This window comes from Streptomyces sp. NPDC085937 (assembly GCF_044540535.1).
In the GTDB taxonomy this organism is placed as follows: Bacteria; Actinomycetota; Actinomycetes; order Streptomycetales; family Streptomycetaceae; genus Streptomyces.
On record NZ_JBITSH010000011.1, the window covers coordinates 213732 to 226653 of the forward strand.

Annotated in this window: 12 protein-coding genes; 8 read left to right on the forward strand and 4 right to left on the reverse strand. The window is 68.9% G+C overall.

All coding sequences use genetic code 11. The annotated features are described in order from the left end of the window. The first annotated feature begins 38 nt into the window (after window positions 1–38). The 7 genes from ACIF8S_RS23520 to ACIF8S_RS23550 all read left to right on the forward strand — a co-directional run bounded on the left by ACIF8S_RS23520 (window position 39) and on the right by ACIF8S_RS23550 (window position 7733). Complete coding sequence (locus ACIF8S_RS23520; RefSeq protein WP_391810608.1) at window positions 39–869, forward strand: oxaloacetate decarboxylase; 831 nt, start codon at window positions 39–41, stop codon at window positions 867–869. Window positions 870–882: 13 nt separating this feature from the next. Continuing rightward, a complete protein-coding gene (locus ACIF8S_RS23525; protein WP_400001478.1) occupies window positions 883–2124 on the forward strand; it encodes an aconitase/3-isopropylmalate dehydratase large subunit family protein in 1242 nt (413 codons plus the stop codon). Continuing rightward, window positions 2121–2624, forward strand: coding sequence for a 3-isopropylmalate dehydratase (locus ACIF8S_RS23530; protein WP_387796734.1), 504 nt, complete (start codon window positions 2121–2123; stop codon window positions 2622–2624). The genes ACIF8S_RS23525 and ACIF8S_RS23530 overlap by 4 nt, the downstream gene beginning before the upstream one ends. A gap of 195 nt (window positions 2625–2819) precedes the next feature. Then, entirely contained in the window at window positions 2820–3383 is a 564-nt protein-coding gene (locus ACIF8S_RS23535; protein ID WP_387796736.1) for a cupin domain-containing protein, read from the forward strand. Then, complete coding sequence (locus ACIF8S_RS23540) at window positions 3376–4134, forward strand: hypothetical protein (protein WP_400001480.1); 759 nt, start codon at window positions 3376–3378, stop codon at window positions 4132–4134. The genes ACIF8S_RS23535 and ACIF8S_RS23540 overlap by 8 nt, the downstream gene beginning before the upstream one ends. Next, on the forward strand, window positions 4134–6167 hold the full coding sequence (locus tag ACIF8S_RS23545) for an FAD-dependent oxidoreductase (RefSeq protein WP_400001482.1): 2034 nt from the start codon (window positions 4134–4136) through the stop codon (window positions 6165–6167). Before ACIF8S_RS23540 ends, ACIF8S_RS23545 begins: the two co-directional genes overlap by 1 nt. A 102-nt stretch (window positions 6168–6269) precedes the next feature. Continuing rightward, entirely contained in the window at window positions 6270–7733 is a 1464-nt protein-coding gene (locus tag ACIF8S_RS23550; RefSeq protein WP_400001484.1) for an MFS transporter, read from the forward strand. Between the two features lie 230 nt (window positions 7734–7963). Here the strand turns inward: ACIF8S_RS23550 and ACIF8S_RS23555 are convergent, their stop codons facing one another. From ACIF8S_RS23555 to ACIF8S_RS23570, 4 genes are all read right to left on the reverse strand, one after another. After that, entirely contained in the window at window positions 7964–8557 is a 594-nt protein-coding gene (locus ACIF8S_RS23555) for a TetR/AcrR family transcriptional regulator (protein ID WP_400001584.1), read from the reverse strand. 46 nt (window positions 8558–8603) lie between these two features. Next, window positions 8604–9887 carry a YhgE/Pip domain-containing protein gene (locus ACIF8S_RS23560; protein ID WP_400001486.1) on the reverse strand — a complete coding sequence of 428 codons (1284 nt, stop codon included), beginning with the start codon at window positions 9885–9887 and terminating at the stop codon, window positions 8604–8606. 267 nt (window positions 9888–10154) lie between these two features. Next, window positions 10155–11066 (reverse strand): fumarylacetoacetate hydrolase family protein, encoded by a 912-nt coding sequence (locus ACIF8S_RS23565; protein WP_387796746.1) that lies wholly within the window; start codon window positions 11064–11066, stop codon window positions 10155–10157. Between the two features lie 239 nt (window positions 11067–11305). Further along, complete coding sequence (locus ACIF8S_RS23570) at window positions 11306–11851, reverse strand: cupin domain-containing protein (protein WP_400001488.1); 546 nt, start codon at window positions 11849–11851, stop codon at window positions 11306–11308. Window positions 11852–12076: 225 nt separating this feature from the next. Between ACIF8S_RS23570 and ACIF8S_RS23575 the strand changes: the two genes are divergently transcribed. Further along, window positions 12077–12760, forward strand: coding sequence for a TetR/AcrR family transcriptional regulator (locus ACIF8S_RS23575; RefSeq protein ID WP_359605554.1), 684 nt, complete (start codon window positions 12077–12079; stop codon window positions 12758–12760). Window positions 12761–12922 lie beyond the last annotated feature (162 nt).

The window sequence follows — 12922 nt, forward strand, 5'->3', positions numbered from 1 at the left end:
TTCAGAAAGTGGAATCAACAGTGAATGCATCAGGTGCAATGACGCACAAACTTCTTGCCCGTGACACCTTGGTGACGGCCCCGGCGGTATACGACGGCATCACCGCCCAACTGGTTCGGCGGATGGGTTTCTCCGCCGCCTACATGACCGGCGCGGGCGTGGCCGCCTCCGCCCACGGGCTGCCCGACATCGGCCTGGTGACGGCCAGTGAGATGACACAGCGGGCGGCCATGCTGGTGGACGTTCTCGAGGACATCCCGCTGATCGCCGACGCCGACACCGGCTACGGCTCACCCCTCAATGTCGTACGCACGGTGCGCTCCTACGAGCGCGCCGGGGTCGCGGCGATCCAGCTGGAGGATCAGGCGTTCCCCAAGCGCTGCGGCCATCTGCCCGACAAGGAACTGATCAGCCGGGAGGCGTTCCTGAAGAAGCTGGGGGCCGCGCTCGACACCCGGGACCGCGCATTGATCGTGGCGCGCACCGACGCCCGGGGCGTGCTCGGCCTGGATGAGGCCATCGAGCGGGCCAACGCCTACGCGCAGGCCGGGGCCGATGTGATCTTCGTCGAGGCGCCCGTCAGCCGCGAGGAGGTCGAGCGGATCGCCCGGGAGGTCGACGCGCCGCTGCTCATCAACCTGGTCCAGGGCGGCCTGACGCCGGACGAGGGGCCGCAGGTGCTGCAGCAGCTGGGCTATGCGCTCGCCATCCATCCGAGCAACCCGCTGGCCGCCGTCATGGACGCCGCCATCGGATCCCTCCAGCGGCTCGGCGGCCGCGATCCGCGGACCGGATCGCAGGGGGTGGCCGCCTTCTTCGACCTTCTCGGGCTGCGGGAATGGTCAGCCATCGGTGACAAGTGGAGTTGAGACCGCTATGGGCATGAACATCGTCGAGAAAATCATGGCCCGCGCTGCGGGCCGCGAGAAGGCGTCGGTCGGCGACACCGTCGTCGTCGATGTGGACATGACGGTCCTCATCGACCTGCAGTTCACCGTCGGCTGGGAGGACCCTGTCAAGATCGCCGACGCGGACCGGGCCGCCGTGGTGATGGACCACGCCGTGCCGGCGCCCTCCGTGCAGGACGCTCTGGGCGGTGAACGGGCCCGCTCGTTCGCGCGTGAGTACGGCATCCGGCGGTTCTACGATGTCGGACAGCACGGGATCTGCCACCAGGTGATCGCCGAGAACGGTCTGGCCCTGCCCGGCCAGGTCCTGGCCTGCACCGATTCCCACACCTGCGCGGCCGGGGCCTACAACACGGCCGCCCGGGGACTGGGCCCGGCCGAGGTCTACTCCATCATGTGCACGGGCAAGACCTGGTTCACCGTCGAGCCCACGATCCGCTACCAGTTCGTGGGGGCCAAGCCCGAGCACGTCAGCGGCAAGGACATCTTCCTGCACATCGCCGGAACCTTCGGGGATGTCACCAACCACAATCTCGAGTACGGCGGCCCCGGCCTTGTGAGCCTGCCGCTGAACGACCGGCGCACCATCGCCACCCAGGGCGCAGAAGTCTCCGCCGACTTCAGCATCTTCGAGGCCGACGCGCTCACCCGCGACTACATACGCAGCGTCAGCGACCAGCCCTTTACCGAGGTCGCGCCGGACGCCGACGCCCAGTACGCCGACGTCCGTGTGATCGACCTCAGCTCGCTCGTGCCCTATGTCGCCCGCCCCGGCACCGTCAGCAACAACGCCCTGCCTGTCTCGGCCATCGAGCACCGCAAGGTCGACCAGTGCTTCATCGGCTCCTGCGCCAACGGCCAGCTCGAGGACCTGCGGATTGCCGCCGAGGTGTTGCGCGGCAAGACGGTCGCCTCCGGGGTGCGGCTGATCGTGACCCCGGCCTCGCAGGCCGTTTACCGCGACGCGATGCGGCTGGGCTACCTGCAGGACATCGCGGACGCTGGCGGCGTGGTCACCAACTCCACCTGCGGCGCCTGCTTCGGCTACCACATGGGGCTCATCGGTCCGGGGGAAGTCTGCCTGACCGCGTCGACCCGCAACTTCAAGGGCCGCATGGGCAGCACGGAGGCGGAGATCTACATGGCGTCCCCCGCCACGGTCGCCGCGTCCGCGGTGACCGGTGTGATCACCGACGCGCGAGAGGTGCAGTCATGACGGACATCATCGAGGGCCGCGTGTGGGTGGTGGGCGACTCCGTCAACACCGACGCCATGTATCCCGGGTTCGCCATGCGCCTCGAACCCGAAGAGGCAGCCCAGCACGTGTTCTACGAGCTGCGCCCCGGCTGGAGCGAACAGGTTCGCCCCGGCGACATCGTGGTCGCGGGCCGCAACTTCGGCGTGGGCTCCTCCCGTCCCGTGGCCAACCTCTTTCGCATCCTTGGCGTCCGCGCCCTGCTCGCCGACCAGTTCAACTCGCTGTTCTACCGCAACTGCATCAACTTCGGCCTGCCCGCCCTGACGGTTCCGGGCGTGCGGGCCGCCTTCGAGGACGGGCAGCAGGCACGCATCGCCCTCGCTGCCGGGCACGTCGACAACACCAGCACGAACGCCTCCTTCGACGTACCCGGACTGCCGCCGATGCTCCTCGACCTGCTCGATGCCGGCGGCCTCATGCAGCGCCTGGCCGACCAGGGCTACCGGCGCGCCGGCTGACCAGGCCGCGGCCACACACTGCAGCGAGGCGCCGTCAGCTCGCACTCCTCGCTCGCAGCAGACCCGGGCACTGTCACCTCACCCGCGCCCGGGGCGCACCCACGACACAAGGCCACATTCATCAGGACGGCACACCGGCCGTCCGCGGCGTTCTGGGCATCTGCGTGAGCGCCGTGAGAAGGGAGCCGCACCACCATGACGTACGAGTACAAGGGCGATGAGCCGACCTCCCCGCCACCCCGCTTGGTGCTCACCGGGGTCACCGATGCCGGTCGGTCGACGATCGTCTCCGACGGCCCGACGGCCGTCGTTTACGGCAGCCCGTTCGTGACCGCGGCCGCCCTGTGGGAGGCCGAGAAGCTCCCGCCACAGCCGGGCGGCAACCACCACCCGGTCCTGCACGAGGACTTCGCACCACACACCGGCCTGCGCGTCTTCATCAGCGTCTTTCCGCCCGCCTCGCAGTGGGCGGACAACCCCGAGATGGTGCGCGAAGTCCTGGCCGCGGCCGGCATGGAGCCGGAGGGCGACCGCCCGCCCGGCTTCCACGCCACCGACACCATCGACATCCAGACCGTCGTCGACGGCGAGATCTACTGCCTCACCGACGAAAAGGAAGTCCTGCTCACCCAGGGCGACACCATCATCATGAACGGCATCCAGCACGCCTGGATCAACCGCTCCGACAAGCCCGCCACCGTACTCGCCACCATGATCGCCAACAGCCCGGCACTCACAGAGGAGAAGCGCCATGCCTGATGTCTACGGTTACCGGCTCAAGCTCGGAGTCGTCACCCCGTCCGTGAACACCGTCGTGCAGTACGAGTACGACCAGATGCGCCCGAAGGGCGTGACCAACCACCTCGCCCGTATCCACGTCCCCAACATCGTCACCCGCGACGACAGCGCCCTGCAGCAGTCTGTCAGCGACCTCGACAGCGCGCTTGACGCCGCGGTCGAGCGGGTGCTGAGCGCCGAGGTCGACGTGGTGGTCCTGGGCGTCTCTATCGAGGCGATCTACGGTGACCCGGAGGCGGGGCAGCGGATCGAACAGCGGCTGCGGGCGCGCCTGGACGTGCCCGACCTGCGCCTGGTGCATGCCGGTGACGCCATCCCCGCGGCGCTGCGCGCCTACGGGATCACGGACGGTCCGATCGCGCTGCTGACCCCGTACGGTCCGGCGGGCGAACCACACCTGGGAGCGTTCGTCGAACGCTGCGGGTACAAGATGCACGCCGTGCGCCACCTCGTCTCGCCGTCCCTGGTGCAGATCGCGCACAACCCGCCCGCGGCCATCCGGCCGCTCGTGGAGGAGCTTGCCGACAGCGGAGCGCAGGCGATCGTGCAGTTCGGCGCGAACCTGCCCTTCGGCCCGGTCGCCAGCCAGGCCGAAGCCGACCTGGGCCTGCCGGTCATCGCCGTCAACACCGCCACCTACTGGCACGCGCTGCGCACCAGCGGCATCACCGACCAGACCGACGGCTTCGGCCGGCTGCTCGCGGAGCACTGATGACCACGCCAAGCAGCGCACCGGCAGCCGGCCACCGGACCTACCCGCACCTGCTGTCCCCGATCACGCTCGGGCCCAAAACGATCCGGAACCGGGTGTGGCAGACCGCGCACGCCACCGAGTTCGCCACCGACGGCACCATCCCCGACGCCAGCGTCGAGTACTACCGGGAGCGGGCGCTGGGCGGGGTGGGCGCCATCACCATGGAAGCCATGGCGGTGCACCCCACCACCCAGCCCCGGCGCGGCGTCATCCTCGCCTACGACGAGCGGGTGGTCGCCGGGTACCGGGCGGTGGCCGAGGCGGTCCAGGCACACGGCACCCGGCTCTTCGCCCAGTTGTGGCACCGCGGCCGGCAGACCGACGGCCAGATCAGCCGCCTGCCCACCTGGGCACCCAGCCCCGTGCCCGACGTCGCCTACCGCGAGATCCCGCACGAGATGACCGCCGCCGAGATCGACGAACTCGTCGACGGCTACGTCCTCGCCGCCCGCTACGCCGTCGAGGGCGGCGTCGACGGCATCGAAATCCACGGCGTCTCCCACGGCTACCTGATCAACCAGTTCCTCTCCCCGGCCACCAACCACCGCACCGACGAGTACGGCGGATCCCTGGAGAACCGGATGCGGCTGCTGCGCCGCGTCACCGACGCCGTGCGCGCCGTCGTCCCCGCGGACCGCATCCTCGGTATCCGCGTCAACAGCAGCGACGGCGCGATGCCGGGCGGCCTGGACAACGCGGCCTGGTGCGAGATCGCCGCCGTCATCGCCGGCTGGGGCGTGTTCGACTACATGTCGACGACCCAGGGCACCTACATGGACTTCATGTCAATCTTCGGGACCTCCGCGGCCCGCCCGGTCGGCTACGAGGTCGAGGACACCGCACGCCTGAAGCAGGCCGTCGGCGCGCTCCCCGTGATCGCCGTCGGCCGTATCACCACCCCAGAGACCGCCGAGGAGATCATCGCCTCCGGTCGGGCCGACATGGTGGGCATGGCACGGCAGTTGATCGCCGACCCGATGTGGGTGCGCAAGGCCGAAGAGGACCGCGCCGATGACATCCGACCGTGCATCGGCTCCAACTTCTGCGTCGCCACCCAGGCCCGCAACGCCCCGCTAGGCTGCATCCACAACCCCGAAGTCGGCCGCGAACGCCAGTTCCGCGAGATGCCCGCCTCGGCCGGCGGCAAACGGGTGGCGGTCGTGGGCGGCGGACCGGCCGGGCTACGCGCGGCCCTCACCGCGAGCGAGCGCGGCCACCACGTCACCCTGTTCGAGAGAGCCGACGAACTCGGCGGCCAGGTCAACCTGTTGACCCAGGCGCCCACCTACCGCGAGTGGTCCGGCGTGGTCAGCTGGCTGCAGGCCCAGCTGGAGAAGACCTCCGCCACCGTCGAGCTGAAACACGAGGTCACCGCCGACGAACTGAGCGGCGGAGCCTTCGACGCGGTCATCCTCGCCACCGGCTCCACCCCGCTGCGCCACGGCTGGCCGGCCGCGCGTCCCGCGCAGTGGGCCCCGGGCGCCCCGGCCCTGCCGGGAGCCGATCAGTTCAACGTGTTCACCCCGGCCGACGTGCTCTCGGGCCAGGCGGAGATCCTGCGCAATGTTTTGATCATCGATGACACCGGCGAGCGGCACCCGTTCGCCGTGGCCGAATACCTCGCAGAACGCCGTCACCCCGTCCACGTGGTGACGATCTTTCCGCAGATCGCCCACCTCACCGGCGGAGCCCTGGACCACGGATTCGTCTACGGCTCACTGCGGCGGCGCGGCGTCACCTTCCAGACGAACACCGCCGTGAAGGCCATCGACGGCGACGAAGTCGTCCTCGTCGACATCCACACCGGCGCCGAGACCCGCCGGACGGATGTCGATGCGGTCGTCCTCTCGGTCGGCAACGCGGCCGACGACGCGCTCGCCCGCCAACTGGCCGCCACCGGGCTGGAGATCTACTCCGTCGGCGACTGCCAGGCACCACGAAAGATCTTCAACGCCATCTGGGAAGGCGACCAAGCCGCACGCCGCCTCTGAGTAATCCCGCGGCACACCCGGCCGAAGTACGGCGCCGGGCGTGCCGCCGCTCAGCACCGCGCCGTACCTGCATGGGTCCACCCTCTGCTCAAGGGAGAGCACATGTCTGCACCACAGACAGCGGGTAGCACCATCGCACCACCCTCAGCACGGATCGAACGCCTCCCCGGAACCAGCCGTGAGCACCTCGTCTGGACCGCGGTGCTGAGCCTGATGTTCCTGTGCGACATCGCCGACGTGTACGCGTTCGCCTACGTCGCCCCACAACTGCGGTCCCAATGGGGCCTGTCGATCACCGACGTCGGGGCCCTGACCTCCTTCACGTTCCTCGGCATGTTCGTCGGCGCCCTGACCGGCGGACATCTGGCCGACCGGATCGGGCGCAAGCGCACCCTCACCACCGCCGCGATCGCCTACGCCACCTGCTCGATCCTGTGCGCGCTCGCCCCCACCTACGGCGTCCTGGCCGTGCTCCGCTTCCTGACCGGTGTCGGCGTGCAGGCCGCAACCAGCGCACTGCTCGTGTACATCGTGGAGATGTTCCCGCGCACCTCCCGCGGCCGGTACATGTCACTCATGATCGGCATCGGCAGCCTCGGCATTCCGCTGATGGCCATCGCAGCGCGCCAGATAGTCCCCACCAGCGCGGACGCCTGGCGATGGGTGTTCGTGATCGGCGGCATCGGGCTCCTCCCTGCGGTACTCGTGGCCTGGCTCCTGCCCGAATCGGTCCGCTGGCTCGAACTCAACGGCCGCACCGAGCAGGCCGAGCAGGTCGCCGACCGCCTCGAGAAGGCAGCCGAAGCACGCACCGGCCAGCCCCTGCCGGCAGCCGACGTACACCCCGCGGAGCCGCACTACACCGTCAAGCACCTGGCCCGGCCGCCCTACCGCAAACGCACCGTGGTGATCTGCCTGACGATGTTCCTCGGCATCTTCGGCGCCTACGGCTTCACCAACTGGGTGCCGACCATGCTCGTTGAGAAGGGCTACTCCTCACAGAAGTCCCTCACCATCACCGCCATCCTGGCCATCGCTCCGGTCGTCGGCGCACTGGCCGCCGCGCCGATCGCCGACCGCTGGCAGCGCCGACGCGTCATGCTCGTCCTCAGCGCCCTCGTCGCGGCAGCCATGGTGATCTTCGCCTTCACCACCAGCGTGCCGGTATTGGTGGCCGCGGGATTCATCGCGGCCTTCCTCATCCAGACCAACGCCGCCGTGATGTACGCCTACTTGCCCGAGATCTTTCCGACCTCCGTACGCGGAGCCGGCTCCGGCCTGGCCAACGGATTCGGGCGCCTGGCCGGCGTCGCCAGCGGCCTGGCCATCGCCGCGATCGCCGAGGTACTCGGCTTCACCGGCGTGTTCGTCACCACCGCGATCGTCATCCTCGCCGGCGGCCTGATCATCTGCTTCTTCGGCGAGAACACCCACAACCGGGCGCTACTCGACATCACCGACGCGGCCGCGGAGCCTGCCGGGCCGAGCCGCGCGGGACAGGCACCCCGACCGAGTGGCCTGCTACCGGCAAGGCGCCGCCTGCGGCGCGTCCGGAAGGTCGTGTAAGTCCGCGATCCGGTGCCCGGGGCAGGACCGGGTGACCCCGCCCCGGGCACCGGCGCCAGGCAAGGAAATGTCCTGCCTATCAGTCCGGCACGGCTTCGTGAGCCGCGCGCAGAAACGGATGCCGGCTCGCAGCCGTCCTCTCCGCTGACTGCGAAGATCGAGGCCGGATCCTGGCTGGGCGACGGCCTTGGCCCCGCTCCCGTCGCACGGAGCGTGACACTTGGGCGGTGTCATGGTCCGGCGGCGAGGGTGGGGAGGACCACGGCGTCGATGTACGACGTGAGGTAGGCCTGCGTGGGCGGCTGCCCATCGATGAGCTTGCGGGTGGTGAAGGCCCCGGTCAGCATGTGGATCACGTACGGGAGCGCCGGGCTGTCGGGCCGAATCTCGCCTCGGTCCACCGCTCGCTGCAGCATCCGGTTGAGATCGGCCAGTTCGGGTTCGATGACCCGGTCCCTGAGGGCAGTGAGCAGTTCCGGGTGGGTGTGCACGGCCGTCATCAAGCCGCGTATCAGCGCGTTGTTCTGCTCCATCTGGTGATCGTCGTCGCGGCGCACCATGGCGTGCAGATCACCGCGCAGCGACCCGGTGTCGAGCGCGTCGAACCGCGGCTTCCGGCTGCGCAGTGCCTTGACGACCAGCTGGGTCTTGCCGTCCCACAGGCGGTAGAGCGTCACTTTGCTGGTGCGGGTGCGGGCAGCCACGGCGTCCATCGTCAGGGCCTCGTACCCGACTTCACGAATCAGGCCGCGTACGACTGCGTACAGCTCAGCCTCGCGCTCGGGCGTCATCCGACGGCGGCGCGGTGCTGCTTCCACCACCATGCCCTCACCCATGCGTCCCCTCTCAGGATCCTACGAGCGGCCACCGTCAAGCGGGTTGCGGCGTAAGGCGTTTGAGGCCCTTGCGGTCGTAGTAGAGGGTCATGGCGAAGCCGAAGAGCAGGGCGAGCGCGGTACCGATAGCGATCATGGTCCAGGCGCGGGCCAGGCCGGCGTCGGCGCGGGCGTCGAAGAACAGCAGGGCCCGGAGCCCCTCGCTGAGCTGACGCATCGGTTCGAAGGCGCTCAGGAACCGGTAGAAGGCGGGAACAGCGTGCAGGGGGATGGTGGCGCCGGAGGAGGGCACAGCCAGGACGAAGAACACGAACATCGAGACGAGTTGACCGATCCCGCCGAACGCCGCGGTGATGGCCTGCACGCCCAGGCCGACCGCGAGGGCCGCGCAGTAGGAGAAGATCCACAGCAGCGGCAGGTGGGAGGCGTCCATATTCAGGATGCCGACGGTGCCGAGCATGACCAGGGAGACGGTGACGGCGGTGATGCCCGCGGTCATGGCCATCTTCAGGAGCAGGGTCTGGGTCCGGCTGATGGGCACAGTCGGGCGGCGGGTGTGCCAGGGGCCGATCTCGCTGTCCGCGTAGCCGAGGGCGGTGTCGACCCCGAGGTTGATCAGGTTGGCGCCCATGAATCCGGCCAGGACCAGCAGCAGCGTGTAGTAGAAGGCGTTCAGCCCCAGCCCGGTCTTCTCGCCGATGGGGTGGCCGACCTGGGTGGCGATCTGGACCGGGTCGGTCAGCAGCAGGTTCGTGGTGGAATTCGTGCCGGTCCCGGTGGCCGCGGTGAGTTGCTTGCCGATGGAGTGCGACGCCTGTTGGGCGGCGGTAGTGGCGATCTTGCTCGCAAGAGAGGATCCGAGGCTGCCCATGCCGGGGTTGGTCAGCACCGTCATGGTGGGCCTGGCCGTCGCGTCGGCGGTGGTGAGCGCGCTGACCGAGCTGGTGAAGCCGGCCGGGATCACCAGCGCGCCGTAGATCTTCCCGGAAGCCAGCTCGTCCTGCGCCTGGGCCCGGGTGAGCTGGCGCCAGGCGGCCTTGTCGCTCGAGGTGTCGGAGGTGACGGTCCGGGTGATCTGCGTGCCCAGGTTCTCCTGCTGCCCCGCCAGCGGCTTGCCCGTGTCGGCGTTGACGATCGCCACCGGCAGATCGTGCAGATCCCGATTCGGATTGACGATGCCGCCCATGTACAGCAGGGACAACAGCAGTGCGAGCACCCCGCTGAGGAGGGTAGAGGACAGCCACAACTTGGGACGGCGCAGGAGCGCGGAAGCAGTCGCCCGATAGGCGGCGTGATGATGCGGGCTGTCGGCAGCCATGACTCTCTCCGTGGGGGTGCTTCCAACTGTTCGGTCAAGCTCAAAGGGCACCGCCAGGCTGTTTGCTCGCGCCCAGCGGCAGTCGGCGTGGCTCTTGCGCACGGTGTGCAGGGCGGCTGCCTGACGGGGCAAGGAGAAGGGCCTCGCCATGGCCGTCGTTGCAAGGGCCGCTCGCCGCTGAGAACGCCCTGGGTTGCGCGTTCATCCGGCCACGCACCTGCGACCCCGGTCTCATATGAGGGGCCCGCCGTGCCGTCGGTTGCCAACTCAGATGATCGGGTGCTCGATCGTGCCGATGCCGGGGAGGTCGAGGCGGATGGTGTCACCGGGGGCGATCCAGTGGTTCATCTCCATGCCGCTGCCATACGTCAGGCAGCCGATGCTGAACATCTCGCCCGGCACGAGCTGCTCGGACTGTGACGCGTGGGCCAGCAGCTCCCCGAGCCCATAGTGGGCGTCCGAGGTGAACGGCCGCGCGACGACCTCACCATTGACCGTCACGGTCCCCTTCAGGTCGCGCCAGGAACCGATCACCTCGTCGGCGGTCACGGCAGTGGCCGACATCGAGTTGAGGAAATGCTTGCCCTTCTGCGGTCCCGTACCGCTCTGCATCTCGGGAATCTGGACGTCCCGCGCGCTGAAGTCGCACATCACGACGAAGGCACCGATCGCCTTCTCGGCCTCCTGCGGCGTCGCGTCGAGCAGCGGCTGGTTGATCACGAACGCGAGCTGCAGCTCGTAGTCGAGCGCCTTGGTGTAAGACGGGAACGCGACGGGGGTGCCGCTCGGCACGAAGGTCACCGTGTTGTTCAGGTAGTAGATGGGCTTCTCGTACCAAAGCTTGTTCGGGCGCAGCGCCTTCACCGGCCGACGGGTTACCGTCTCGATTCCCCGGGCCACGGTGGCCAAGCGCGGCATGAAGCGCCGCGCGTACCCCTTCGCCCCGTCGATGTTGTGCTTCTCGGAGATCGTGAAGTCGCGCACCGACAGCGGCCGGAACGGAAGGACGACGTCCCCGTCCGCCACGCGAAGCCGCCGTAGCTGCTCCAGCTCCCACTCCTGGCTGAACGGCGACGCATACCCCAGGGCGTTCTCGGTGGGCGCCCAGGTCGCCCCGTCCAGGCTCGTCTCGGTCACGATGTGGCCGGGGGCGGCGAAGCGCCGACGTACGTGAGTCATGGGTGCTCTCCTGACATGCAGTTTCACTATTCGAAACTTGGTGGCGCGTGCTGACTGGCTCTTCTTCAGGTCTCCCGCGTTGAGGGCGGCCGCGGCATTCAACGCCACGCCGTCACACCCGACGCCCGAAGCGGACCAACGCGACCCCGCGGGGGCTCCGCCTGCGCGGGTGGGCGTCCGTCACCGCCCCCGCCCGAGGCGGCCCCGGTCGGCGGCACCGGACATCCGGTGCGGCGCCCTTATGCGTTGCGGACCGGGTTGGCGATCATGGTGGCGAGTACGGTGGCGGGCTTGTCGGAGCGGTTGATCCAGGCGTGCTGGATGCCGTTCATGATGATGGTGTCGCCCTGGGTGAGCAGGACTTCCTTTTCGTCGGTGAGGCAGTAGATCTCGCCGTCGACGACGGTCTGGATGTCGATGGTGTCGGTGGCGTGGAAGCCGGGCGGGCGGTCGCCCTCCGGCTCCATGCCGGCCGCGGCCAGGACTTCGCGCACCATCTCGGGGTTGTCCGCCCACTGCGACTGGGGCGGGAAGGTACTCAGGAAGACGCGCGCCCCAGTGTGCGGTGCGAAGTCCTCGTGCAGGACCGGGTGGTGGTTGCCGCCCGGCTGTGGCGGGAGCTTCTCGGCCTCCCACAGGGCGGCCGCGGTCACGAACGGGCTGCCGTAAACGACGGCCGTCGGGCCGTCGGAGACGATCGTCGACCGACCGGCATCGGTGACCCCGGTAATTACCAGACGTGACGCGCCACTGACCGACTGATCGCCCTTGTTCTCGTCCGACATGATTGCGATTCCTTTCCGGCGGCACTCACGCAGATGCCCAGAGCGCCGCGGACGGCTGGCATGCCGCCCACTCATCGTGCTGTCCTCCTTGCGGCTGCGCCGCGCGCAAGGGGCGAGAGATCCCGCATCCTCACAGGGAGAACACTGTTCACTCCCCATTGTGCGCGAACACTGTTCTCTGTCAAGTTCAGTGTTCTCGATGCGGAACATGGAACACTGGCCGATATGACGGCAGCCTCAATTCGCGCGCGGACACGCGCTCAGCTCACGGCCGAGATCAAGACGGTGGCCCGGCGGCACCTGGCCGAGCAGGGACCCGGCTTGTCCCTGCGTGCGGTGGCCCGGGACCTGGACATGGCCCCTTCAGCCTTGTACCGGTATTTCGACGGCCGGGACGAGCTGCTGACGGCTCTGATCATCGACGCCTACGACAGCGTGGGCGCAGCGGCCGAGAGCGCCGCCGCCACGTCAGGCTCCTACGCGCAACGCTGTCTCGGGATCAGCCAGTCGGTGCGGCACTGGGCTCTGGCGCATCCCCATGAGTGGGCGCTGATCTACGGAAGCCCGATCCCCGGCTACGCCGCGCCGCAGGACACGAACCGTGCCGCAGCCCGAGGTGCGCTCGCGCTCGGCGGCGTGGTGAGTGAGGCGTTCTCGGCCGGCTGTGTACAGGCCGCCGCGCCTTTGAGTGGAACCCTGGGTGACGAGGCGCAGGCGCTGGCCGAGGAACGCCTGCCGGGCCTGCCGGGGCAAGTGGTGGCCCGCGTGCTCGGCGCGTGGCTGCAGCTGTGCGGCGCGGTGAGTGCGGAGATCTTCGGTCAGTTGCAGGGCACCATCGACGCGCGCGAGGACTTTCTTGAGTTCCAGATGCGGGGGGCGATCGCATGGGTGGGGCTTGAGGGCGGGTGATGTCCCTCGCTGGTAGCCCGCGCATCATGACGCCCCCACCAACTAACAAGATCACCCGCCCTGCTGGGGCAAGCGGCACTGCGGGGTGCCTCGAAGCTCTCGGATAGCTGCGGGAGGTCTGGGGGTGGGCGGACATGAAGTGATCCCTTGAGGTCCAACACC